General features: G+C 72.2%; 19 protein-coding genes and 1 pseudogene. 9 read left to right on the forward strand and 11 right to left on the reverse strand.

Features of this window, described 5'->3' with window-relative positions; all coding sequences use genetic code 11:
• Positions 1 to 108 precede the first annotated feature (108 nt).
• Positions 109 to 1,599 carry a DUF4192 domain-containing protein gene (locus ADL29_RS15455; protein WP_078971022.1) on the reverse strand — a complete coding sequence of 497 codons (1,491 nt, stop codon included), beginning with the start codon at positions 1,597 to 1,599 and terminating at the stop codon, positions 109 to 111.
• Between the two features lie 141 nt (positions 1,600 to 1,740).
• Between ADL29_RS15455 and ADL29_RS15460 the strand changes: the two genes are divergently transcribed.
• Together ADL29_RS15460 and ADL29_RS45250 are read left to right on the forward strand one after the other, a co-directional pair.
• Positions 1,741 to 3,906, forward strand: coding sequence for a RecQ family ATP-dependent DNA helicase (locus ADL29_RS15460; RefSeq protein WP_053924230.1), 2,166 nt, complete (start codon positions 1,741 to 1,743; stop codon positions 3,904 to 3,906).
• Between the two features lie 246 nt (positions 3,907 to 4,152).
• Positions 4,153 to 4,809, forward strand: a pseudogene (locus ADL29_RS45250) (hypothetical protein); the annotation flags it as partial.
• A 375-nt stretch (positions 4,810 to 5,184) separates the two neighbouring features.
• Here ADL29_RS45250 and ADL29_RS15470 read toward each other — a convergent pair.
• The 4 genes from ADL29_RS15470 to ADL29_RS15485 form a co-directional block, all read right to left on the reverse strand.
• Positions 5,185 to 5,832, reverse strand: coding sequence for a hypothetical protein (locus tag ADL29_RS15470; RefSeq protein ID WP_053924232.1), 648 nt, complete (start codon positions 5,830 to 5,832; stop codon positions 5,185 to 5,187).
• 66 nt (positions 5,833 to 5,898) lie between these two features.
• On the reverse strand, positions 5,899 to 6,600 hold the full coding sequence (locus tag ADL29_RS15475; RefSeq protein WP_053924233.1) for a ribonuclease HII: 702 nt from the start codon (positions 6,598 to 6,600) through the stop codon (positions 5,899 to 5,901).
• Positions 6,601 to 6,780: 180 nt separating this feature from the next.
• Entirely contained in the window at positions 6,781 to 7,689 is a 909-nt protein-coding gene (locus ADL29_RS15480; protein WP_053924234.1) for an ADP-ribosylglycohydrolase family protein, read from the reverse strand.
• Positions 7,690 to 7,700: 11 nt separating this feature from the next.
• Positions 7,701 to 8,360, reverse strand: coding sequence for a histidine phosphatase family protein (locus ADL29_RS15485; RefSeq protein ID WP_053924235.1), 660 nt, complete (start codon positions 8,358 to 8,360; stop codon positions 7,701 to 7,703).
• A 29-nt stretch (positions 8,361 to 8,389) separates the two neighbouring features.
• Here ADL29_RS15485 and ADL29_RS15490 point away from each other — a divergent pair, with 29 nt between their 5' ends.
• The gene (locus ADL29_RS15490; protein WP_387869226.1) at positions 8,390 to 9,379 is read left to right on the forward strand and encodes a DUF1152 domain-containing protein; all 990 of its coding nucleotides are present in this window, start codon (positions 8,390 to 8,392) and stop codon (positions 9,377 to 9,379) included.
• Positions 9,380 to 9,412: 33 nt separating this feature from the next.
• On the opposite strand, the gene ADL29_RS15495 is transcribed toward ADL29_RS15490, so the two are convergent.
• Positions 9,413 to 11,032 carry an ABC-F family ATP-binding cassette domain-containing protein gene (locus ADL29_RS15495; protein WP_053924237.1) on the reverse strand — a complete coding sequence of 540 codons (1,620 nt, stop codon included), beginning with the start codon at positions 11,030 to 11,032 and terminating at the stop codon, positions 9,413 to 9,415.
• 105 nt (positions 11,033 to 11,137) lie between these two features.
• Between ADL29_RS15495 and ADL29_RS15500 the strand changes: the two genes are divergently transcribed.
• A complete protein-coding gene (locus ADL29_RS15500) occupies positions 11,138 to 11,872 on the forward strand; it encodes a TetR/AcrR family transcriptional regulator (RefSeq protein WP_053924238.1) in 735 nt (244 codons plus the stop codon).
• A 6-nt stretch (positions 11,873 to 11,878) separates the two neighbouring features.
• On the opposite strand, the gene ADL29_RS15505 is transcribed toward ADL29_RS15500, so the two are convergent.
• Positions 11,879 to 12,484 carry a YdbC family protein gene (locus tag ADL29_RS15505; RefSeq protein ID WP_046925645.1) on the reverse strand — a complete coding sequence of 202 codons (606 nt, stop codon included), beginning with the start codon at positions 12,482 to 12,484 and terminating at the stop codon, positions 11,879 to 11,881.
• Between the two features lie 69 nt (positions 12,485 to 12,553).
• Positions 12,554 to 13,966: an amidase gene (locus ADL29_RS15510; RefSeq protein ID WP_053924239.1), complete on the reverse strand. Its 1,413-nt coding sequence runs from the start codon at positions 13,964 to 13,966 to the stop codon at positions 12,554 to 12,556.
• A gap of 124 nt (positions 13,967 to 14,090) precedes the next feature.
• On the opposite strand from ADL29_RS15510, the gene ADL29_RS15515 reads away from it, so the two are divergent.
• On the forward strand, positions 14,091 to 14,678 hold the full coding sequence (locus ADL29_RS15515) for a TetR/AcrR family transcriptional regulator (RefSeq protein WP_053924240.1): 588 nt from the start codon (positions 14,091 to 14,093) through the stop codon (positions 14,676 to 14,678).
• 185 nt (positions 14,679 to 14,863) lie between these two features.
• Entirely contained in the window at positions 14,864 to 15,385 is a 522-nt protein-coding gene (locus ADL29_RS15520) for a TerD family protein (protein ID WP_053924241.1), read from the forward strand.
• Positions 15,386 to 15,410: 25 nt separating this feature from the next.
• Here the strand turns inward: ADL29_RS15520 and ADL29_RS15525 are convergent, their stop codons facing one another.
• On the reverse strand, positions 15,411 to 15,992 hold the full coding sequence (locus ADL29_RS15525; RefSeq protein ID WP_053924242.1) for a CGNR zinc finger domain-containing protein: 582 nt from the start codon (positions 15,990 to 15,992) through the stop codon (positions 15,411 to 15,413).
• 115 nt (positions 15,993 to 16,107) lie between these two features.
• On the opposite strand from ADL29_RS15525, the gene ADL29_RS15530 reads away from it, so the two are divergent.
• Both ADL29_RS15530 and ADL29_RS42660 read left to right on the forward strand, forming a co-directional pair.
• Positions 16,108 to 17,421 carry an MFS transporter gene (locus tag ADL29_RS15530; protein ID WP_053924243.1) on the forward strand — a complete coding sequence of 438 codons (1,314 nt, stop codon included), beginning with the start codon at positions 16,108 to 16,110 and terminating at the stop codon, positions 17,419 to 17,421.
• Between the two features lie 58 nt (positions 17,422 to 17,479).
• The gene (locus ADL29_RS42660; RefSeq protein ID WP_053924244.1) at positions 17,480 to 18,940 is read left to right on the forward strand and encodes a hypothetical protein; all 1,461 of its coding nucleotides are present in this window, start codon (positions 17,480 to 17,482) and stop codon (positions 18,938 to 18,940) included.
• 109 nt (positions 18,941 to 19,049) lie between these two features.
• Here the strand turns inward: ADL29_RS42660 and ADL29_RS15540 are convergent, their stop codons facing one another.
• Together ADL29_RS15540 and nrdR are read right to left on the reverse strand one after the other, a co-directional pair.
• Positions 19,050 to 21,929, reverse strand: coding sequence for a vitamin B12-dependent ribonucleotide reductase (locus ADL29_RS15540; RefSeq protein WP_053924245.1), 2,880 nt, complete (start codon positions 21,927 to 21,929; stop codon positions 19,050 to 19,052).
• A gap of 124 nt (positions 21,930 to 22,053) precedes the next feature.
• Positions 22,054 to 22,581 (reverse strand): transcriptional regulator NrdR, encoded by a 528-nt coding sequence (gene nrdR, locus ADL29_RS15545; RefSeq protein WP_046925651.1) that lies wholly within the window; start codon positions 22,579 to 22,581, stop codon positions 22,054 to 22,056.
• A gap of 522 nt (positions 22,582 to 23,103) precedes the next feature.
• Between nrdR and lexA the strand changes: the two genes are divergently transcribed.
• Positions 23,104 to 23,904, forward strand: a complete 801-nt coding sequence (gene lexA / locus ADL29_RS15550; protein ID WP_046925652.1) for a transcriptional repressor LexA — start codon at positions 23,104 to 23,106, stop codon at positions 23,902 to 23,904.
• Positions 23,905 to 23,968: the final 64 nt, after the last annotated feature.

The following is a 23,968-nucleotide window of genomic DNA, read 5'->3' on the forward strand; positions in this document are numbered from 1 at the left end:
TGGCACGCTCTGCGCTCCCTGGTGGTGTCGGCTCCGTACGGCCTGCGCCACCTTCGTGAACGGTCCGGTCGGCGCCCAGGTCACGCCGGCCGCCCGGCGCCGGGACGGTCACCGTCGGCCCCGGTCACCGTCCCGGCCGGCCCGGCGCCTGCCGCGTCCGTCGGTGGTACGGCCCCGGGGGCGGGAGCCGCCGCGTGGCCCGAGGGGACGGTCGGCGGCGGTTCCGGGGCGGACCGACTGCGGCCGTTTGCCGGGCCGTGGCGATTCCTTGGCGGGCGTCGTCTTCGCGGGCGTCGTCGTGGCCGGCGTCGTCGCCCCGCGGCTGGACGCGGCATCGTGTTCCTCGCGCTCTTTGCGCTGCTCGCGCAGACAGCGGCGCAGCGGCTCCGGGTCGAGTCCTTCGTTGACGGCGCGGTGCAGCAGGTCGGCGAAGACGTAGCCGGGGTCGATGGACAGGGCGCGGCCGAGTGTGACCCGCGCCGAGGGGCCGTCATCGGTCGCCCAGCAGACCCATCCGGCCAGGGTCAGCAGGGCCACGGCGTGCTCGAGATAGCCGCCGGCGCAGCGGCGGGCGAGGGCGCGCCAGAGCCGGAGCGCGGGCGCCGCGGCGGGGCCCTCCATCCACTCCGCGGCGCGGTCGCGGGTGATGCGGTCCTGGAGCCCGTGGATGAGGGAGGCAGCCTCGGCGTCGGTGATCAGCGCGTCGTCGCAGGCGTCGCGGGCCCGGTTGCTGCCCGTGGGGGTGTCCAGGCGGAAGCGGCGGATCATCGCCTCGGCCAGCTCGAGGGTGTCCCGGCGGACGGCCGCCGCGCCCTCGGGCCGGAGCATGCGCGGGACGAGTGCGGCGGCCTCGGCGTCCAGGGCCTTTTCCTGGTCGGCAGCCCTGGGGCCGGTGCGGGGCGCCAGCCGGGCCTCCATTTCCTTGAGCGAGCCGCGCACCTGCATGCCCGCGTAGGCGGCGGCCGCGGCCATCACGGACGTGCCCGGCATGGCCATGGGGGTGCCGTCGGCGGGGCAGCAGCGGAAGTCGGGGCAGCAGTACGACCAGAAGCGGCCGTTGGAGAGACAGAGGGCTTCGAGCACGGGCACGTCCAGCGCGCCGCAGGCGGTGCGCAGGCGCTGGGCGAGCGGACGGAGGCGGTCCTTGACGTCCTTGCCGCTCTCGCCTGCCGCGGGTTCCTGGCAGAGGAAGACGAGGATGCCCATGGGGCGCTCGCCGCGGCCGGCGGCGGAGATCAGGCAGTCGGCGAGCTGGTCGGCGGCGTCCGGCCACTGTGCGGAGTCCGCCGGGATCCCGAGGCGGACCCGGCCGCCGAAGCGTCCGCGGTCGCCGTGCAGTGCGACGAGAACGATGCTGTCGTCCGGGTAGAAACCCATGAGGTACGGGAGCGCGTCGGCGATTTCGGCGGCGCTGCGCAAGGTGACCTGGGGGTCGGCGGGCGGGCCGGCGGGTGTGGCGGGTTCGGCGGGGCGGGCGGCACGGGACGGGTTGTCGGCGGTGTGCGAGGAGTTGTCGGAGGCGTTGGGCTCGGTCGGTTCGCTGTGCGGATTCTTGCTGTGCGGGCTCTCGCTGTGTGCGTTCTCGCTGTGCGGATTCATGGCTCGAAGATCGCGCGGTCGCCCGCCGCTCCGCGACCCCTGTGGATAACTCGCGGGTGACGCGGTTTTCCACAGCCGCGGTTTTCCACAGATTCGGGCGGGGGTTCGCGCGTTGTCAGCGGCATCGGGTTGCATGGGGGCATGAGCAACGAAGACCTGCGTGCCGCGGCCGATGCCGTCCTGTCCCGACTCGTCGGGGATCCCGGCGGCGAGGCCCGGCTGCGCGAGGATCAGTGGCGGGCGATCGAGGCGCTGGTCGCCGACCACCGCCGGGCGCTGGTCGTGCAGCGCACGGGCTGGGGCAAGTCCGCGGTCTATTTCGTCGCGACGGCGCTGCTGCGGGCGCGCGGCAGCGGCCCGACAGTGATCGTTTCGCCGCTGCTGGCGCTGATGCGCAACCAGGTCGAGGCGGCCTCGCGGGCCGGGATCCACGCGCGCACGATCAACTCCTCCAACACCGAGGAGTGGGAGAGCGTGCAGGCCGCGGTGGCGGCCGGCGAGGTCGACGTGCTGCTGGTGAGCCCCGAGCGGCTCAACAACCCCGATTTCCGCGATCAGGTGCTGCCCGAGCTCGCCGCGGCCACCGGCCTGCTGGTGGTCGACGAAGCGCACTGCATCTCCGACTGGGGCCATGACTTCCGGCCGGACTACCGCCGGCTGCGCACGATGCTCGCCGGTCTCCCGCCCGGTGTGCCGGTGCTCGCGACGACCGCCACCGCCAACGCCCGGGTGACGGCCGATGTCGCCGAGCAGCTGGGGACGGGCGAGGGCACCGCCGAGGCGCTGGTGCTGCGGGGCCCGCTGGACCGGGAGAGCCTGAGTCTGGGCGTGCTGGCGCTGCCGGACGCCGCGCACCGGCTGGCGTGGCTGGCGGACCATCTGGACGAGCTGCCGGGCTCGGGGATCATCTACACCCTCACCGTCGCCGCCGCCGAGGAGGTCACGGCGTTCCTGCGGCACCGGGGGCACACGGTCGCCCCGTACACCGGCAGGACGGAGAACGCCGACCGGCAGCAGGCCGAGGACGATCTGCTGGCCAACCGGGTCAAGGCGCTGGTGGCGACGTCCGCGCTGGGGATGGGCTTCGACAAGCCTGACCTGGGGTTCGTGGTGCACCTGGGCTCGCCGTCGTCGCCCATCGCGTACTACCAGCAGGTGGGGCGGGCCGGGCGTGGGGTCAAGCATGCCGAGGTGCTGCTGCTGCCGGGCCGCGAGGACGAGGCGATCTGGCAGTACTTCGCATCGCTGGCGTTCCCGCCCGAGGAGCAGGTGCGCCGGACGCTGGACGTCCTGGCGGCGGCCGGCCGGCCGGTGTCGCTGCCGGCACTGGAGCCGCAGGTCGAACTGCGCCGCTCCCGCCTGGAGATCATGCTCAAGGTGCTCGATGTGGACGGCGCCGTGCACCGCGTCAAGGGCGGCTGGACGGCCACCGGCCGGCCGTGGTCGTACGACGCGGAACGCTATGCGTGGGTGGCCCGGCAGCGTGCGGCGGAGCAGCAGGCGATGCGGGAGTACGCCGCCACGGCGGGCTGCCGGATGGAGTTCCTGCGGCGGCAGCTGGACGACGAGGCGGCGGTGGCGTGCGGCCGCTGTGACAACTGCGCCGGGGCGAAGTTCACCGCCGAGGTCTCCGCCGCATCACTGGACGCGGCACGTGGTGAACTGGGGCGCCCGGGTGTGGAGGTGGAACCGCGCCGTATGTGGCCGACGGGGCTGCCCGCCATCGGCCTGGACCTCAAGGGGCGTATTCCGGCGGGTGAGCTGGCCGCCACCGGCCGCGCCCTGGGCAGGCTGTCGGACATCGGGTGGGGCAACCGGCTGCGGCCGATGCTCGCACCGCAGGCACCGGACGGTCCGGTGCCCGACGATGTGGCGGCCGCCGTGGTCACGGTGCTGGCCGACTGGGCCAAGGGGCCCGGGGGTTGGGCCTCCGGGGAGGACGGCGCACCGGCCCGCCCGGTGGGTGTCGTCTGCCTCTCGTCGCGCACCCGCCCGCAGCTGATCCGCTCGCTGGCGGAGCGGATCAGCTCGGTGGGCAGGATGCCGTTCCTGGGGACGGTGACATCGGTGGACGACGGAGCGGACGGCAGGGTTCCGCGCAGCAACAGCGCACAGCGGCTGCGGGCCCTGCACGGTGCGCTGAGCGTGCCGCCGGAGCTGGCGCAGGCGCTGGCGTCGGTGGACGGCCCGGTGCTGCTGGTGGACGACTACGCGGACACCGGCTGGACGCTGGCGGTGGCCGCCCGACTGTTGCGCGGCGCCGGGGCCGACGGGGTGTTTCCGCTGGTCCTCGCCGTACAGGGATAGCAGCAGCGGGAGTGAGAAGGGGCCGCGGGGCATCGGAGGCCGGTGCGGCGGGCAGGAATATTGATGGCGCACCGGGCGATTCCGGATCGCGCGTGGAATTGCTCGTTGCCGCAAGCCTGTACGAGCAGGAAGAATTGGAGCCGCTTCCCGTACCCCGGCCGTTCACGGTCAGGCAGGGCCATGCCGTGGTGCGCCCCGCGCCCGGCCGGTGCCCGCTGCGTGGACGCGTAGACGAAGGGAGGACCTGTGACCTTCGGATTCGCCCCGCCCATGAATGCGTCCTACCTCGCGTCCGCCGATCCCACTGCCCGGCTGAGCCGGATGCTGGAGCCCGCCGAGTGGGCCTCGGCCGGTATTCCGCTGCTGCGCAATCCCCGTGAGATCGTCGTCGACCTGCACGAGCGTCATCTCCCCGGGCCGTCGACGGCCGTTGTGGCGGTGCTCGATCCGCTGGGGCGGGTGGCGGCCAGCGCGTCGTTCCCGCAGTCCGCGGATCTGCCCGACGGCTGGGAGTTCCGCAATGTGCTGCTGGCGCATCTGCGCCGGGTCATCCCGCATGATCTGCGGCTGCGCTCCCCGGTACGGACGGCCGTGCTGCTCTACTGCCGTGAGGGCGAGCTCCGTTGGACGGAGACGGACGGGGCGTGGATGTGGGGGCTGCGCGACGCCTGCACCCTGCACGGGCTGCGGTGCGGGGCGTATATCGCGCTGACCCGGGACCGGTGGCAGGTGCTGGGCGAGGACCGCGGCGGGCGTCGGCCCGGACCGTCCCGGCAGCCCGGTTCCGGCCGGCAGAGCCCGCAGTCCGGCCCTGTGGAGCCGGCGGTTACGGAAGCGCCGCGCGCGATATCACCACGTACGGGCCCGTCACATGGGGACGCACCACGGGCGGACGCACCACCCGGGGACGCATCACAAGCGGCTGCTTCGCACACGAACGCCTCGCACACGGACGCCTCGTATGCGGACATCCCGCGCACGGGCGCCCTGCACCCGGCGCTGCCACGCATGCCCGCACCGCGTAAACCGCCGCCGCGCAAGACCTCGGCCGAGCCGTTGCCCACTGCCGACCAGCCCGCGCGCCGGGGCGGCCCGGCGGCGCCCCGGCGCTCCGCAGGAGGGGCCAGGGAGCCGCAGCGGCACACCGCGGCCCGCTGAGGCGGCCGCGGGCCGCGCCGGGAACACACCCGCGTCCGGGAACGCGAGCAAGCCCGACCGACCGGATGGCCGACGGGCTGCTTCGGGTGGTGAGGTGGTGAGGGCTTCCGGCGTGTGCGACTAGGCGTTCGCGCCGAGGACGCTGTTGATCCGCTGCGGGTCACCGCAGACGACCAGCAACGTTCCGGCTCGGGCCATCGCCGAGGGCAGCGCATGGGCGGTGACCTCGTCCGTGCCGCCGTTGACGGCGACGACCACGACGGGGCGCCCGGTGGCGCGCTGGGCGGCGGCGTCCGCGTAGAACACATCGTCCACGGCGTCGTGTTGGGCCCAGTAGGACGCCTCGCCGAAGGACAGCTCATGAGCGGCCCACGGGTGCAGCTCGCCCGTGGTCAGCACCAGGATCTCGGACGGGGCGCGCCCGGAGTCCAGCAGCAGATCCACGGCTTCGTCGGCGGCGTCGATGGCGCCGTCGGCGGGGGCCGGGATCAGCTGGAGCTGCGCTCCTGCGGCGTTCTCGGGTATGGCTGCGGGCTGCGGGGAGCCGGTGCGCTGCGCCGGCGGAGCGGCGACGGGCCCACGCGGCGGGGCAGCGGGTCCGGGCTTGCCCGGACGGGCACTGGACGCCGGGGCGCCGCGCGGAGGCGCGGGGCGCGGGCCGGGGCCAGGGACGGGACGGGGGGTCGGCGCGGTACGGCCGGCGGCCGGGGTGGCGCGGGGACCCGGGACACTCTCGTGAATCTGAGGCTCCTCGGGGATGAGAGGCATAAAGGGATGTCTATCAAACGTAAGTGCGGGACGCGTCATCGGGTACCGAATTGATGCCCGTACCGCTCAGAAGTCGAAGCCGAGTTGGCCACCGGCCTCCAGAGCGGCTGCTTCGGGGGTGATGCGCACCTTCTTCAGGTGCCGCCACCGGGGCAGCGCGTCCATGTAGGACCACGACACTCGGTGGTGCGGCGTAGGACCGTACTCCTCCAGGGCGATGCGATGGGTCGGAGAGGGGTAGCCGGCGTTGGCCGCGAAGTCGAAGTCGGCGTAGTCCAGCCCCAGTTCGGCCATCATCGCGTCGCGTCGCACCTTCGCGATCACGGACGCGGCGGCGACCGCGATACAGGACTGGTCCCCCTTGATGACCGTGCGGACCCGCCAGGGCGCCCCCAGGTAGTCGTGCTTGCCGTCGAGGATGACCGCGTCCGGCCGGACCGGCAGCGCCTCCAGGGCGCGGACGGCCGCGAGCCGCAGCGCCGCGGTCATCCCCAGGTCGTCGATCTCCTCGGGTGAGGAGTGCCCCAGGGCGTAGGCCGTGACCCAGTCGCCGAGTACACCGCAGAGTTCGGTGCGGCGCTTGGGGGTCAGCAGCTTGGAATCGGTGAGTCCGTCAGGCGGCCGGCGCAGGCCGGTGACGGCTGCGCAGACGCTGACCGGGCCCGCCCAGGCTCCGCGTCCGACCTCGTCGATCCCTGCGACGATCTTGGCGCCCGTAGTGGCGCGTAGTGATCGCTCGACGGTATGGGTGGGGGGCTTGTACGGCATGGCGCCAGCCAGATTACGCCTATTCGGCCGAGCCGTCCGCACCGGATCCCGATCAACTACGGATCCGGTGGCGGCCGGGCACGGAGCGGGTTCGGCGCGGCGCGGCGGCGGTCCGTGCACCGGGGCGCGTACGGAGACGAACTGGCCCTGCGCTGCCGCTGGTTGGGATGCCGCCGCGGCTCAGCCGACGCCCACGGGCGCCCAGGCAGGAAGGGCCTCGGTGCCGTCCAGCCAGGCCCGGGGCGGGGCGCCTGCGGGGTCCGAGGCGACGATGCCGCCGACGATGGCGCAGGTGGTGTCCACATCGCCGCCTGCCTGGGCGGTGGCCCAGAACGCCTTCTCGTAGTCGCCGAGGTGGCGGGCCGCGGCCCAGAGGGTGAAGGGGACGGTGTCATGGGCGCTGGTGCGCCGTCCGCAGCCCAGGACGGCGGCGACGGTGCCGGAGTCGGCGTAGTCGAGCATGTCCCGGGCCCGGCGCAGTCCGGCCTGTACGGCGCTGCGCGGGATCAGTGCCAGCACGCCGTCGAGCAGCTCCTCGGGGCCGACGGCGCGGGACGGGTCGGCCACCAGGGCGGCCGCGGCGGCCACCGCCATGGCGCCGACCACGGCCTCGCGGTGCTGGTGGGTGACGTAGGCGGAGATCTCGGCCTGGTGGGTGGCCTGCTCGGGGTCGTCGGCGTACCAGGCGCCGAGGGGGGCGATGCGCATGGCGGCGCCGTTGCCCCAGGAGCCCTGGCCGTTGAAGAGTGCGGAGGACAGTTCGCGCCAGTCGCCGCCCTCGCGGATCAGCCGCAGGAGGCGGTTGACGGCGGGGCCGTAGCCGCGGTCGAAGTCGTGGTGGTCGGCGAAGGAGCGGACGAGCGTGTCCTGGTCGATCCGGCCGTGGATAGTGAGCTCCGCCAGGACGGAGCAGGCCATCTCGGTGTCGTCGGTCCACTGCCAGGGAGAGGGGGGCAGTTCGCGGCGTTTGAGGGCGGGGTAATGGGCGGGGACGAAGAACTGGGATCCGAGGGCATCGCCCACGGACAGTCCGCGCAGGCTGGCCAGCGCCCGCTCACAGCGGGCTGCGTCACGGTGGTCGGCGGTCATCGGTGTGCACTCTAACCGGTGGCGCCATAAGGCTCGGGTTCACACCAGCGTTCAAACGGCCGATCGAGGGAGTAGCGTCCGTCCGGGCCCAGGAGCAGGGTGCGCCACTCCGCGTTGCCCGGGTTGGACAGCGATTCGAAGTCCGCGACCGTCCAGTGGAACCAGCGCATGCAGAACAGCCGCATGGTGAGGCCGTGCGTGACGATCAGGACGTTCGGCGGGTGGTGCGGGTCCTCGAAACTGCGCCACAGGCTTTCCAGGAAGGCACCGACCCGGTCGTAGACGTCCGCGCCGGACTCGCCCTGGGCGAAGCGGTAGAAGAAGTGGCCGTAGGCGTCGCGGTAGGCCTTCTGGCGCCGTACGTCGTCCCGGTCCTGCCAGTTGCCCCAGTCCTGCTCGCGCAGCCGGGGCTCCTCGCGGACGCGGACCCTGTCCGGGTCCAGGCCCAGTTCCCGGAAGGTCTGGTGGGTGCGGCGGTAGGGCGAGACATAGGCGGAGATCCGTTCGTCGCCGAACATCTCGCGCAGCGGGCCGCCGGCCTCCTCGGCCTGCCGGCGCCCCGTCTTGGTGAGGTGCAGCGCATGGTCGGGTTCCCGCTCGTACACCGTGTCGTCGACGTTCCCCTCCGACTCTCCGTGACGGAGGAGGACGATGCGTCGTGGCCGGGCCATGCCGCCAGCCTAAAACGCCTGCCCTGTACATGCCGCCCGCTGCTACGGTCGCGGCTGTGCCCGCACTCCACCTGCCTCCCTTCTTCGCACGTCTGCAGCCTGCCCGGCGGGTGCTCATCGCCGGGGCGGGCGGCGGCTTCGACATCTACGCCGGGCTGCCGCTCGCGCTGTCCCTGTGGGAGCAGGGCAAGGACGTCCATCTCGCGAATCTCTCCTTCAGTCATCTGCACGGAATGGATCTGGATGCCTGGGTGGACATGGACGTCGCCGCGATCACGCCCGGGACCGTCGTGCGTGATCCGTACGCTCCGGAGCTGGCGCTGGCCCGCTGGCTGGACGGGCAGGGGCTGCCGTCGACGGTGTATGCCTTCCCGCCGACCGGGGTGCAGCCCCTGCGTGCGGCGTACCGGGCGCTGATCGGGCACCTGGGCGGGGTGGACGCCGTGGTGCTGGTGGACGGCGGGACGGACATCCTGCTGCGCGGTGACGAGTCGGGGCTGGGCACGCCCGAGGAGGACATGGCCTCCCTGGCGGCGGTGTCGGGTCTCGAGGTGCCGGTCCGGCTTGTCGCGTCGATCGGTTTCGGCGTGGACGCCCACCACGGTGTACGGCATGCGCATGTGCTGGAGAACATGGCGGCGCTGGAGGCGGACGGCGCGGCCCTCGGCTGCTTCTCCATCCCGCGCACCAGCCGGGAGGGCGAGCTGTTCCTGGACGCCGTGGCGCACGCCCAGGCGGCGACGCCGATGCGGCCCAGCATCGTCAACGGCTCCATCGCCGCGGCCCTGCGCGGGGAGTTCGGCGATGTGCACTTCACGGAGCGGACCCGGGACAGTGAGCTGTTCATCAACCCCCTGATGTCGGTGTACTTCACGTTCGAGCTGGCGGGGCTGGTGCGCCGCTCGCTGTATCTGGACCGGATCGAGGACACACATCTGATGCGGCAGGTCGCCGGCCGGATCGAGGAATTCCGCGAGCGGCTCCCGCGGACGCGTCCGCCGCGCTCGATCCCGCACTGAACCCGTCGCCCCCGCCACGCCGGGCGGGCGCTCTCAGCAGGCGGCGAGGGCCGGGCGGCCGTCGCGTATCTCGTAGTGGCTGCCGCCGAAGCGGCGGCGCAGCAGGCGGTCGTGGGAGACGACGACCAGGGCGCCGGGCCAGTGCGCCAGCGCCTCCTCCAGTTCTTCGATCAGGGCGAGGGCCAGGTGGTTGGTCGGTTCGTCGAGCAGCAGCAGGTCGGCGGGGCGTGCCAGCAGCCGGGCCAGAGCCAGCCTGCGCCGCTGACCGGCCGAGAGCGCTCCGACGGGCACCTGGAGATCACGCTCGCGGAAGAGACCGAAGGACAGCAGGAGGTCGCGTAGCTCCCCGGCGTCCCCGGCCAGGCCCCGGCCGAAGACGGCCAGCAGGGGCTCGGCGGGGCGGGAGACGGGTATTTCCTGGGCCAGGAAGCCGATCCGTCCGCGCCGCTCGACCGTTCCGCTGTCCGGTGCGGTGACGCCCGCCAGGACGCGGAGCAGCGTGGTCTTGCCCGCGCCGTTGGCGCCGTCGACCAGCAGGCGTTCACCGGCGGCCACGGAGAACGAGTCCACCGCCAGCCGGGAGCCGACCCGCACCCCGTCGAGGGCGACGAGGGTGCCCTCCGCCTCGCCGACGTCCGGTGCCGCGCGGAAGCGGAGCGGGTCCGGTGGCCTGGGTACGGGCGCCTCGCGCAGTCTGCGCAGTCGCTCCTGGGCGTTGCGCACCCGGCTGGAGACGGATGCCTGGACGCGGCCCCCGGCCCGGTCGTAGGCCATTTTGTTGCCGTCCTTGATGGCCCGGCCCTGGGCGACGTGGTGTGCCGTGCCCGCCGCGAAGTCGGTGAGCTGCGCTATCTGCGCGCACCAGCGGGCGTGGTCCTGCTCCCAGCGGCGGCGGGCGGCGGTCTTGGCGGCGAGGAAGGCGCCGTAGCCGTCGCCGTAGCGGACGAGGGTGTGGCGGTCGGCGTCCACTTCGAGGATCGCGGTGGCGATGCGCTGGAGGAAGAGGCGGTCGTGGGAGACGGCGAGGACCGTGCCGCGGTGGGCGAGCAGGGCGCCTTCGAGCCAGTCGAGGGCCGCCGCGTCGAGGTGGTTGGTCGGCTCGTCGAGGAGCATCACCTCGGGTGATGCGGCGATCAGACAGGCGAGCCCGAGCCTGGCCTGCTGGCCGCCGGAGAGGCTGCCGAGCGGCCGGTCGTGGTCCACCGCCGCCAGCCCCAGGCCGTGCAGGGCCTTGTCGACCCGGGCGTCGGCTTCGTAGCCGCCGCGGAGTGCGAAGAGGGTGAGCAGATCGCCGTAGGCGTCGAGCTGCGCGGCCGTGGCGCCGTCGAGCTCCTGCTCCATCGCGCGCAGCCGGCTTTCCATGGCCCTGAGGTCGGCCAGGGCGGCGTCGATCGCGTCCTGCACGGTGTGGTGCGGCGGGAGCTCGGGGGTCTGGCCGAGGTAGCCGGTGCCGCCGTCGGCGCTGAGCACGACATGGCCGTCGTCGGGCTTCTCGACGCCCGCGATGATGCGCAGCAGCGTCGACTTTCCGGTGCCGTTCTCCCCCACGATCCCGATGCGTTCGCCGGGTCGTATCGACAGCGACACGGCGTCGAGCAGCGGTCGTTCGGCGTAGGACTTGGTGACATCGCGCAACGAGATCTGGGTGGGCAATCAGGCCTCCGGAGGGTCGGTGGGAGCGAGAGATCATGCAAATGCAACTGACGTTGCATTACGATGATGACACACGCCACCGCACTAACGCAACGGGAGTTGCAATTGTCTGACGAGAACGACGACGAGAACAACAACGAGAACGACGACGAGAGGGCCGCGCGGAACGCAGCCCGGCGCCCCGGCACCCAGCGCCCCGGCGGCCGTACCGCCCGCACGCGAGCCGCCGTGCGCGACGCCGTGCTGGCCGGCCTCAGCGAGCACGGCTATCCCGGCCTGACCATCGAATACGTCGCCGAGCACTCCGGCGTGCACAAGACCACGCTCTACCGCCGCTGGGGAGACCTCGAGGGCCTGCTCGCCGATGCGCTGGACCTGGCGGGCGAGGACAGCTGGCTGCCGCCGGACACCGGATCCCTCGAGGGCGATCTGCGCGCCCTCGCCCGCGAGGTCGTCGACTCCTTCACCGACCCCGCGGTGGCCGCGTCCGGCTCCGCGGTGATCGCGGCCGGATTCCAGTCGGAGCGGGCCGCCACGGCCCTGCGCGCCTATTACACCGAGCGGTTCCGGCGCTGCGAGACGATCGTGGAACGCGCCGTCGTGCGCGGCGAGCTGCAGCCCCCCGCGCACGCCAAGGAGACGACGGCGCCGCAGGCCGCGATCGACGCCGGTGCGCTCGTGCGGGCCGTCTCGGCACCGCTCTTCCTCCGGCTGTTCATCACCCGCGAGCCGGTCGGCACGGCGCTCGCCGACCAGTCGGCCGCGGCGGCGCTGGCGGCCGCCCGGGCCGGGGCGTTCACCACGGGCACCACGGCCTCGCCCCCCGGCCCCGCCACCTGACGCGCCTCACACCGTCCACGAGGGTTCGAGCTGCACCACATCGCCCGCGATCGCCCGGACATCCGCGGCTATCTGGGCCCGCAGCGCCAGCCGCTCGACCCGTTCCGGGCGGTACTTGCCCCGCTCGGCCGCCGACTGCCACATCGACACCACCAGGAACTCCTCCCCCGGAGCCCTCCCCAGCATCCCCCGGAGCATGCCCGGAGACCCCGCCATCGCGGGGTTCCAGACCTTCTCCTGCATCAGCATGAAGTGATCGACCCGGTCCTGGCGCACCTGGCAGTGCGCCAGCCGGAGCACATCCGCATCGCCGAAGACCGGCCGGAAGCCTACCTTCACATCGAATTCGTGCTCGAAGAGCCGCACTTGCCGGTCCTTGTACGTGCCCACCTGGGCGGCGGCCAGCCGGTCGTGCGAGCGGGCCATGAAGGAGTCGTAGAACGCCCGGCTCTCCCAGAAGGCCACCAGGTGCGCGACCCCCGGGCGGCTGCGGCTCCACCCCCCGCCCTGCCCGCGAAACCCCGGCTCACCCAGCAGCCCCGCCCATTTCCGCTGCCCCCGCTCGAACCCTCGACGGTCCACGACGGTGAGGCGAATCCACTTGACCAGCACCGCGCCATCGTACGGCCCCCGGCCCGCCCGGCATCACTGCGCGTCACCTGCCCACCACCGCGAACTCCCCTACGGCCGCGGGTCGATGGGCGTCAGCACCCCCAGCCGCCGCTCCACCGCCCCGGCCGCCTCCAGGCACAGGTCCTCCCGGTAGGAGCGCCCGATCAGCTGCACGCCGTACGGGAGCCCGTCCACCACCCCGGTGGGTACGGACACCGCGGGCACGCCGACGAAGCTGGTCGCGGTGCACAGCCGCATCGCCGTCTGCACCCGCAGATGAGCCGCCGCGTCCCGCACCTCCTCCCCCGGTGCGAACGGCGGATCAGTGAATACCGGCCCCAGGACCAGCGGAAAGGTGTCCAGGAAGGCCGCCCAGTCGCGGCGGATACCCAGCCGTACACCGGTCAGCCGCAGGTATTCCGTCACCTCCACCGGGGCACGCCTGGCCATCCCCATCTCGATGTAGCGGTGGCCGTCCTCGCCCAGGAGGGGCTTCACCACCGGCCAGGAGGGGGCGAATTCGGTCAGTGTCATCCGGCCGTAGACCTCCAGGGCGTCGTCCAGCCGCGGTACGTCGGCCACTTCGCGCACCTCGTACCCGGCGTCCCGGAGCGCGTCCGCGGCACTCTCCACGGCCTTGCGCACCGTGGGGTGCACGCCCTGCCCCCCGGGGTCGGTCACCATCGCCACCTGGAGGGGACGCGGCAGCGGCTCGCCGTACAGGGGCACGGGTACCGCCCTCGGGTCGCGCGGATCGGGCCCGGCCAGGACCTCGTACGCAAGCCGCAGATCGCCGACGCTGCGCGCCAACGGGCCGTCGACGACCAGCTCCTGTGCGGCGAGGCCGGGATCGTCGGGCCCGATGCGGTGATCCGCGGCGAACCGCCCGTAGGTCGGCTTCAGCGCGGCAACTCCGCAGAAGGATGCGGGAATGCGCACCGATCCCCCGGAGTCGTTGCCCAGCCCCAGCGGCGCCATCCCGCTCGCCACGGCCGCGCCGTCCCCGCCGCTGGTGCCGCCGGGCGTGACGGCGCGGGTCCAGGGGTTCGCGGTGTCACCGAACAGCTCGCTGCGGGTGTGCACACCGGCGAGGATCATGGTGGGCATATTGCTGTGCCCGATCGGGATCGCGCCGGCCGCGCGGAGCCGCGCCACCGGGGGCGCATCGGAGCGCGCCACGAGGTCGCGGAAGCGCTCCGCGCCGTATGTCGTCGGGACGCCCTCGATGGCGGTGCTCTCCTTGACGGTGAACGGCACCCCGGCCAGCGGTCCCGGCTCCGCGCCCGCGGCCCGCCGACGGTCCGCCGACGCCGCCTCGGCCCGCGCCCGTTCGGTGAGCAGCTGTGTGACGGCGTTGACGGCCGGATTCACCTCCGCGATCCGCTCCAGATGGGCATCGACCAGTTCGACGGCCGTCACCTCGCCCGCCCGTACGGCCGCGGCCTGGGCGACGGCCGTCCGCTTCCACAGCGCACCGGACATGAACTCCCCCTCTCCTGGCGGAACGGACACCCGGCATCCGTTCCGATGCATCTGCATCACTTCGTCGTCGGCATCGTAACCTTGTCGGCGATACGCACGCATCGAATAAACCGGGGAGCGCGGCATGCCCAGACAGGTGGACCACGAGAGCCGGCGCCGGCAGATCGCCGAGGCGGTCTGCCGGCTCGCCGACGAGAGCGGGCTGGAAGGCGTCACCCTCCGCGATGTGGCGGCCCGCGCGCAGGTGTCCATGGGGGCCGTTCAGCGGTGCTTCGGCACCAAGGAGGAGATGCTGGTCTTCGCCCTCACACACATCGGCGAGCGGGTCGCGGCACGGGTGGGGGCCCGGATCGCCGCCTCACCGGCCCAGTCGGCCCGTACGGCACTGGGGCACGCCGCCACCGAGGTCTCGCTGCTCCAGGAGGAGCATCGCGCCGAGGCCCGGGTCTGGCTGGCGTTCGTGGCCCAGGCCGCGGTCAGCCCGTCACTGGCCGAAATTGTGCGCACCAACTACGCAGGTCTGCAGGCCCTGTTCGCCCGGCTCATCGCCGAGGCCACCGAAACCGCAGATCCGGAGCGCACGGCCCGTACCCTCCTCGCCCTCACCGACGGGCTCACCACACACGTCCTGATCGGGCATCTCACCCCGGCTGCCGCCCTGGACGTCCTCGACGCGCATCTCAACGACCTCTGGGGCCCGGCCGCCGCCTGACCGGGCCGGGCGGCGCAATCAAGCCATCGGAGGTCCCAACCCGGTCCGTTCCGGCCCCACTTCACGCCGCCCGGGGAACGGACGTCGTGGCACGATGGTCAATCAAGGGGAAATCCCGGGGGAGTTGTCCGCACGGCCAGGTGGGCGAGCCGCGGGTCCGACGCATGCGCAGAAGGGGAAGCCCGGTGAGCACTTTCAACAAGGGGACAGAGAAGGCCGAGGTGTCGCTCAAGTGGGACCCCAGCCCCATCGGCGAGCCGGACAATGACCTCGACATCATCGCGGCGACCTACACCAAGGACGCACCGCACGGCGAGCCGGCCTACCTGGTGCACTTCGGCAGCCGGTCGCCCGACGGCACCATCATCCTCAACCGGGACAGCAAGACCGGTCAGGGATTCGGCGCCGACGAGGTCATGACGCTGGAACTGAACCGGCTGTCCGAGAACTACTCCCGTGTCCTGGTGGGGGTTGCCATCCAGCAGGGCGAGGGCCGCAAGGTCTTCGGCGACGTCGAGGGCACCGAGGTACTCGTCCGCGAGGGCCACACCGATCTGGCGGAGAACGACTTCGCCGAGGTCGCGGGGTCCACCGCCGCCACCGTCGCCGAGTTCTTCCGGGACGAGTCGGGCGAGTGGCGGTTCCGCGCCGTGCTCCGCGGGTTCGACGCGGATCCGGAGACGTTCGCCGGGCTGATGGGCGCCTGACGCACACCCCCGGCGGGCGTCGCCGCTACGCGCCCGCCCGCCGGCGACGCCGGTGCGCCGCGACCCGCTCCCGCGATGCGCAGGCGCTCGAGCAGTAGCGGCGGGCGCTCCCGGGCCCCGTGCCCAGATAGAGGGCGGAACACCCCGGTGCGGCGCATTCGCCCCAGGGGACGCGGCCGTATTCCGTCAGGATCCAGGCCAGCGTCAGAGCGCTCGACGCGAGGAACCAGTCGGCCCAGCTCGCGTCGTCGCCCCGGTCGACGTGCAGATGCCAGGGGTGGCCGCCGTGCCGCGACAGACGCGGCCGGGCGCCGCATTCGGCCAGCAGCGCGTTGAGGGCGTGGGCGGCCCGGTCGGTGTCCGCCCCGTCCGCGCCCCCGCCTTCCGCGACGAGTCGGGCGATACGGTCGGCCGCGGCCCGCAGACCGGCCGCGTCGTCCTCCGAGAACGCCTGCCCGGTGAGATCGTCCGGGCTCTCCCCGTGCCGTGCGAGCAGCCCGGCCAGTTCGTCCCGCGGCAGGTCGGGGCGTGCCCGGACCGCGTTCGCGAGCGCGATCAGCCGCTCGGCCGGCCGGAACCCCCACGGCGCCGCCCGCTCACCGCTCATGCCACCGCCTCGCTTTCCGCCGCCGGTACGCCGGTCCCTGTCTCTCCTGCTGTCTCTCCTGCCAGGGTAACGTCTTATTTCGTTAAGCCGTTACAGGGTGAGGCTGGAGGCACACATGCGGAAATCGCCTACCGGGCCGGGGGCCCGCTCCGACGGAATGCGGCTCTGTCTGGCGGCCGCGTTCTTCGCCCGTCTGGCGGAGGAGGGCATGGCCGTGGCGGCGGTGATGCTGGCGGTGCAGCGCACCGGAAGCGCCGCACAGGGGGCGTTCGTCCTCACTGCCTGGATGGCACCGCATGTGTGCGCCGCGCCCCTGGTGGGCGCCGTCGCCGGCCGGGCGCGGCGCCCCCAACTCTTCTGTGCGGGCGCCCTGGCCGGTTTCGCCGCGGCCGTCGCCACGCTGGCGGCGATCACCGGACGGGCCCCGATGCCGGTGACCCTCGCCGTCGCCCTGGTGGGCGGCGGCTGCGGACCGGTGGTCTCCGGCGGGCTGTCCAGCCTGATCGCCGGCCTGGTCCCCGCGGGCGCGCGCCGCGACCGGGCGTACGCGCTGGATGCCTCGGCCTACAGTGCCGCGTCGGTGGCCGGACCCGCCGCCGTCGGCATCATGGCAGCCCTGACCTCACCCGCCACGGCGATGGCGCTGCTCGGCGGTGCGGCGGCCGTGGCGGCGGGCCTGGCCGCGGCGCTGCCAAACGGGAACGGGCCGTACGGGAACGGGCCGTACGGGAACGGGCCGTACGGGGCCGGGCAGCCCGTACGGACGGCCTCGGGGCCGGCCGCGCTGCGCGCCGAGCTGGCGGCGGGCCTGACCGCCGTCCTGCGGACCCGCGAACTGCGGGCGATCACCGCGGCCACCTGTCTGGCCTTCCTCGGTATCGGCGGGCTGACCACCACCACGGTGCTGCTCACCGGACACCACGGCCGGCCGGGAAGCGGTGGCGTCCTGATGACCGCCTTCGCCGTCGGGGCGCTCGCCGGCTCGCTGGCCGTGGCCAGGTGGCGGCCGCCGCTCACGGTCCATCGCCTGGCCGCCGTCGCCCTCTTCGGTACCGGCGCCGCGCTGGCCGCCGCAGCGCTCGTCCCGTATCCGTCCGCCCGTACGGGGCTGTTCGTCGGCGCGGGGCTGTGCGACGGCCCCCTCCTGGCCGCCACCCTCCGCATCCGGGCCGAGCACGCCCCGCCGTCCGCACGGGCCCAGGTCTTCACCCTCGGCGCGGGGCTGAAGATCTCCGCGGCGGCGTGCGGGGCCGCCCTCACGGGGCTCGCCGCCGCGCTCCCACCGCCGCTGCTCCTGCTGGGGATCGCGGCCCTCCAGGTCGCCGCGGCGCTGCTGTACGTCCTCCTCCGGCCGCGCGCGGTACGGCCACGAGGGCCGGTGTCCCCGTTCACGGCCAGGAAATCGTGTCCCCCGTCTGGTGTCTCGTGAGCAGCCTCTGTAAAGATCACCCCATGAACAATCGAAAGGACGCCCGGGCCCTCGTCCGGTGAGCCGCCGCCCGCCATGGGATCCGGGAGGCACGCTCAGCGGCCGCCCCTCCCTCTACGACACTGCGCCGACGGATGGGCGCCGGCGCTCCGCCGGACCGGACGGCCGCAGAACAGCCCGGCCGAGCCGCCGGGCGAACCGCGCCGCAGGGGCCACCACCCGCATCACCGCCGCCGTCAGGCGCGTCGTCGAGTCCGCGCCCGACCGCGAGGTGCTGGCGGTCCTCGACACCCAGCTCCGCCGGCTGGAGTGGCGCGACCATTCCGACGCACTCGCATCGGCCCTCGAACGGCTTCCGCTCCCCGCCGGCCGCCTGCGTCTGCTCGGCCGGTGGCTCGCCCGGCACGGCGAACACCCCAATGCCGTCCGTACGGGAATTCTCCTGCTCGGTATGGCGGGGACCGACGAGGACCGGGACACTCTGCTGACGCTCGGCGTCCGCTCGGCTTTCTCCGCGGAAGTCTGCGAAGCGCTGCAGCGTTCCCAGAGCGATCCGCAGGACGCCTTGTTCACCCTGGCCCGGCGAGGAGAGGGCTGGGCACGCGTCGATGCCGTCGGCCGACTGGGGAGAACAACCGATCCGGGGGTCGATCCGGATATCAGGGAATGGCTGGTCCGGGCCGCATGCACCGGAGATGTCCTGGACAGCTATTTCGCGCTGACTGCCGCGATTTCCGGCGATCTCGCCGGTGTGCTCGCCCGTGACGTAGTGGACAAGGAAATGCTCGAGGGTGCGGGCAGACTCCTCGAAGCGCTGACCGATATCGAGGGGCCCTGCGCCGCACTGTCCTCGTACCGGCATGCGCAAGAGGCGATGGACGGATATCTGCGGCATACGACAGCACGCCCCTTGACGCTGCCGCGTCTCTTCCAACTCATCCTCATCAACCGCTATTTCGACCGGCCGGGGAGGCCGTGGCCGGAAGGGAATTCGGACGGCTACGACCGCATCCGCTCCCGCCTGGCGCAGCTGATCCGCGGTACGGCTGCCCAGGCGCTGATACGGGACGGCCTCGCTGATGCCGGAACGGCCACCTTCCACCAGGCCGCATGGGCCGCTCGCCACCTGGGGCTCCCCCTGCGCCCCGCCCTCCTCGAAAGAGCCGGGTCGACGCCCTGCGACGCCACCGTCTGGTATCTGCTCCTCGACGGCTGCCCGGAGGAAGAGATCGCGGAGGTCGTCGCGACGGCGGAACGCCTGCTGCAGGACGCCGATGCCCCCGTCCTCGACACCGTGGTCAGCCGGCTCGACGGCCACCCGGGCCTCGGCTGGAAGCTGATCCGTACGGCCCTGGGCAGCCGGCGGGAGCGGAACCGGCGTATGGCGCTCCGGGCGATCAGGGCCTGGCCGAGGGAAAGCCTGCCGGCGGAAACCCCGGAACTGCTGCGGGCCGCCTGCGAGGCGGAGCCGGTGGCGGACCTCGGGAAAGCGATGCGACAGGAATTGCTGCGCCTCTAGACGGCGCCTCTGGACACGTCGGACCGAAAAGCGGCGGTGGCCGGAGAATTCCTTCTCCGGCCACCGCCTCATGCGCCGTTCACCGGGCGATCGGCCCGGAATTCAGCGATCAGCTGCAACCGCTCGTCGATCCGCAGCCCTCGCACAGGTAGCAGCTGCCGGCCCGCTGCATCTTCGTCCCGCAGGAGAAGCAGAGCGGAGCGTCGGCGTTGATGCCCAGCTGCATCTCGACCAGTTCGGCGTTGGTGTGCGCCTGCTTCGGGGCCGGGGCGGCGGTCTCCTCGACGACCTTGGCCGCCGGGGCGGCCTTCGGGACCTCGGTCAGCGGCGCGGACTGAGCCAGGCCCTCGACGTCGACCTCGTCGTCGGACGGCTCGTACGAACCGGTCTCCAGGTGGCGCGTGCGCTCCTCGACGGAGTGGATGCCGAGCGCCGAACGGGTCTCGAACGGCAGGAAGTCCAGCGCCAGGCGGCGGAAGATGTAGTCGACGATCGACTGCGCCATCCGCACGTCCGGGTCGTCCGTCATACCGGCCGGCTCGAAGCGCATGTTGGTGAACTTCGAGACGTAGGTCTCCAGCGGGACGCCGTACTGGAGGCCGACCGAGACCGCGATGGAGAAGGCGTCCATCATGCCCGCCAGGGTCGAGCCCTGCTTGGACATCTTGAGGAAGACCTCGCCGAGACCGTCGTCCGGGTAGGAGTTGGCGGTCATGTAGCCCTCGGCGCCGCCGACCGTGAAGGAGGTGGTGATGCCGGGACGGCCCTTCGGGAGACGCTTGCGGACCGGGCGGTACTCGACGACCTTCTTCTCGGCGACCGGTGCCTCGGCGGCCTCGGCCTTCTTCTCCTCCTTCTTCTTGGCGGAGAGGGGCTGGCCAACCTTGCAGTTGTCGCGGTAGATCGCGAGCGCCTTCAGGCCGAGCTTCCAGCCCTCGAAGTAGACCTCCTCGATCTCCTCGACGGTGGCCGTCTCGGGGACGTTGACCGTCTTGGAGATCGCACCGGAGAGGAACGGCTGCGCCGCGGCCATCATGCGCACATGGCCCATGGCGGAGATCGACCGGACGCCCATGGCGCAGTCGAAGACCTCGTAGTGCTCCGGCTTCAGGCCGGGGGCGTCGACGACGTTGCCGTGGTCGGCGATGTGGGCGACGATCGCCTCGACCTGCTCGGGCTGGTAGCCGAGCCGCTTGAGCGCCTTGGGGACCGTGTTGTTCACGATCTGCATGGAGCCGCCGCCGACCAGCTTCTTGAACTTGACCAGGGCCAGGTCGGGCTCGACGCCGGTGGTGTCGCAGTCCATCATCAGGCCGATGGTGCCGGTGGGGGCCAGCACGGAGGCCTGGGCGTTGCGGAAGCCGTTCTTCTCGCCGAGGCGGACGACGTCCTGCCAGGCCTCGGTGGCCGCGGCCCAGACGGGGGTGTCCAGGTCGTCCATGCGCACCGCGGCACCGTTGGCGTCGGAGTGCTGCTTCATGACGCGCTTGTGGGCGTCGGCGTTCCGGGCGTAGCCGTCGTACGGGCCGACGACCGCGGCCAGTTCGGCCGAGCGCTTGTAGGAGGTGCCGGTCATCAGGGAGGTGATGGCACCGGCGAGCGCGCGGCCGCCGTCGGAGTCGTAGGCGTGGCCGGTGGCCATCAGGAGGGCGCCGAGGTTGGCGTACCCGATGCCCAGCTGGCGGAAGGCGCGGGTGGTCTCGCCGATCTTCTCGGTGGGGAAGTCGGCGAAGCAGATGGAGATGTCCATCGCGGTGATGACCAGCTCGACGACCTTGGCGAAGCGCGCGGCGTCGAAGGACTGGTTGCCCAGGTCATCGTCGCGCAGGAACTTCAGGAGGTTGAGCGAGGCGAGGTTGCACGAGGAGTTGTCCAGGTGCATGTACTCGCTGCAGGGGTTGGACGCGGTGATCCGGCCCGACTCCGGCGAGGTGTGCCAGTGGTTGATGGTGTCGTCGTACTGGATGCCGGGGTCGGCGCAGGCCCAGGCGGCCTCGGCCATCTTGCGGAACAGGCTCTTGGCGTCGACCTCCTCGATGACCTCGCCGGTCTGGCGGGCACGCAGGCCGAACTTCGAGCCGGTCTCCACGGCCTTCATGAACTCGTCGTTCACGCGGACGGAGTTGTTGGCGTTCTGGTACTGGACGGACGTGATGTCGTCGCCGCCCAGGTCCATGTCGAAGCCGGCGTCGCGCAGCGCGCGGACCTTCTCCTCCTCCTTGACCTTCGTGTCGATGAAGGCCTCGACGTCCGGGTGGTCGACGTCCAGGACGACCATCTTGGCCGCGCGGCGGGTGGCGCCGCCCGACTTGATCGTGCCGGCCGACGCGTCGGCGCCGCGCATGAAGGAGACCGGGCCGGAGGCGTTGCCGCCGGAGGAGAGCAGCTCCTTGGAGGAGCGGATACGGGAGAGGTTCAGGCCGGCGCCGGAGCCGCCCTTGAAGATCATCCCCTCTTCCTTGTACCAGTCCAGGATCGACTCCATGGAGTCGTCCACGGAGAGGATGAAGCAGGCGCTGACCTGCTGCGGCTGCTTCGTGCCGACGTTGAACCACACCGGCGAGTTGAAGCTGAAGACCTGGTGGAGGAGGGCGTAGGCCAGCTCGTGCTCGAAGATCTCGGCGTCCGCCGGGGAGGCGAAGTAGCCGTGGTCCTCGCCGCCCTTGCGGTACGTCTTGACCACCCGGTCGATGAGCTGCTTCAGGCTCGACTCCCGGGTCGGGGAGCCCACCGCGCCGCGGAAGTACTTGCTGGTGACGATGTTGACCGCGTTCACCGACCAGAAGTCGGGGAACTCGACGCCACGCTGCTCGAAGTTGACCGAGCCGTCGCGCCAGTTGGTCATGACGACGTCACGGCGCGCCCACTCCACCTCGTCGTACGGATGCACGCCGGGGGTGGTGTGGATGCGCTCGATGCGCAGCCCCTTGCTCGCCTTGCTGCCCTTGGCGCGGGAGCCTCGTGCCGGGCCGCTCGTCGTCTCTGTCATTCCGCCTCCCTGTATACGGGCAAACGCCCATATGTGCGCACGCATTCCGTGGCACGGTGTATGTCTTTCTGATGCCGGGACCGCCTGCTCTTTGCCCCGGCCAGGTCCTGGATGTGCGCCGAGCTCAGTCGGCGGTGGTGGCGGGGACCGGGAGGGCCGGACCGGCCTCCCCGTCGGTCCCGCAGTGCCGGCCCGGCGGCGACTGCTCACGCAGTTCGCGCAGCTCGGCGATGGCCGCCTCGAAGTCCTCGAGCGAGTCGAAGGCCCGGTAGACGGACGCGAAGCGCAGGTATGCGACGAGGTCCAGCTCCCGCAGCGGGCCCAGTATGGCGAGCCCGACGTCGTGGGTGGACAGCTCGGCACTGCCGGTGGCGCGCACCGCCTCCTCGACCCGCTGGCCGAGCTTGGCGAGGGCGTCCTCGGTGACCGGGCGGCCCTGGCACGCCTTGCGCACGCCCGCGATGACCTTGTTGCGGCTGAAGGGCTCGGTGACCCCGCTCCGCTTGATCACCATCAGCGATGCCGTCTCGATGGTCGTGAAGCGGCGGGCGCAGTCGGGACACTGGCGGCGCCGGCGGATCGAGGTGCCGTCGTCCGTGGTGCGGCTGTCGACGACCCGGCTGTCGGGGTGCCTGCAGAAGGGGCAGTGCATGGCTCCACCCTCCTCACCCTCGTATACGGGCGCACGCCATCGAACCCGGCGTACGACTGAATGACCCCGACCGCCCGTACGGGCCCTTCGGAGCAGCCACCAGCATAGGCGATCCTTGGGGTCCCTAAGGACCAGGCACCACAACTTCTAGGCGGCGAAACGCATCTAAGCACTAGATGTGGTGTCGGGGCGCTTATAAGTGCCTACCGCGTGTCGCCGCGGCGGCGGGCCTGGTCGGCCGCCCATGAGGGTACGGGAAGCCACCCGGGCGGCGGGGCACAGGGGCGGGGTGACAGAATCGGCGGCGGGCCGCCCCCGGCACCGTAGGCCGGAAATCGTCGCGACGGCAGGCGAAGGCGGCGAAGGCGTGCATCCGAAGCTCGGATTCCTTTTCGCCATACACCCAGCTACTTGATCGGGTCAGCCAATCAGCGAATTTTTCACTCGAACGTGTGTTTGGCGCAACCTTTCGAAAGCAACTACCGTTGGCTAACTAGGGAGAACATTTCGAGAGGGGCCGACGTGACCACCACCGCAGACAGCGCGACCATCACCGCACAAAGCCACTCCCAGAGCCGGTTCGAGCATCCGCAATCGGCACGCAACACGCCGATGGACGACGCCACGTTGGACTCCGAAGAGCCGAAGCCCACGCGCTCGCTGCCGGGTCGGCCACCGGGGATCCGAGCCGACAGCTCCGGGCTCACCGACCGCCAGCGCAGGGTGATCGAGGTGATCCGGGATTCGGTGCAGCGACGCGGCTATCCGCCGTCCATGCGGGAGATCGGCCAGGCGGTCGGGCTGTCCAGCACGTCGTCCGTCGCCCATCAGCTGATGGCCCTCGAGCGCAAGGGCTTCCTGCGGCGCGACCCGCACCGCCCCCGGGCGTACGAGGTCCGCGGCTCGGACCAGACCACCAGCGCGACCACCGAGACGGCCGGCAAGCCCGCGGCATCGTACGTCCCCCTGGTCGGCCGGATCGCGGCCGGCGGGCCGATCCTCGCCGAGGAGTCGGTCGAGGATGTCTTCCCGCTTCCCCGCCAGCTGGTCGGCGACGGCGAGCTGTTCGTGCTGAAGGTCGTCGGCGATTCCATGATCGAGGCCGCGATCTGCGACGGCGACTGGGTCACGGTCCGCCGCCAGCCGGTCGCCGAGAACGGCGACATCGTCGCCGCGATGCTGGACGGCGAGGCCACCGTCAAGCGCTTCAAGCGCGAGGACGGCCATGTGTGGCTGCTGCCGCACAACGCCGCCTACCAGCCCATCCCCGGCGACGAGGCCACCATCCTCGGCAAGGTGGTGGCGGTGCTGCGGCGCGTCTGACCGCCGCCCACAGGACAGCCCCGGGACCACTGCGCCGGTCCCGGGGCTCTGTGCTGCGCGGCCG

This window comes from Streptomyces chattanoogensis, assembly GCF_001294335.1.
In the GTDB taxonomy this organism is placed as follows: Bacteria; Actinomycetota; Actinomycetes; order Streptomycetales; family Streptomycetaceae; genus Streptomyces; species Streptomyces chattanoogensis.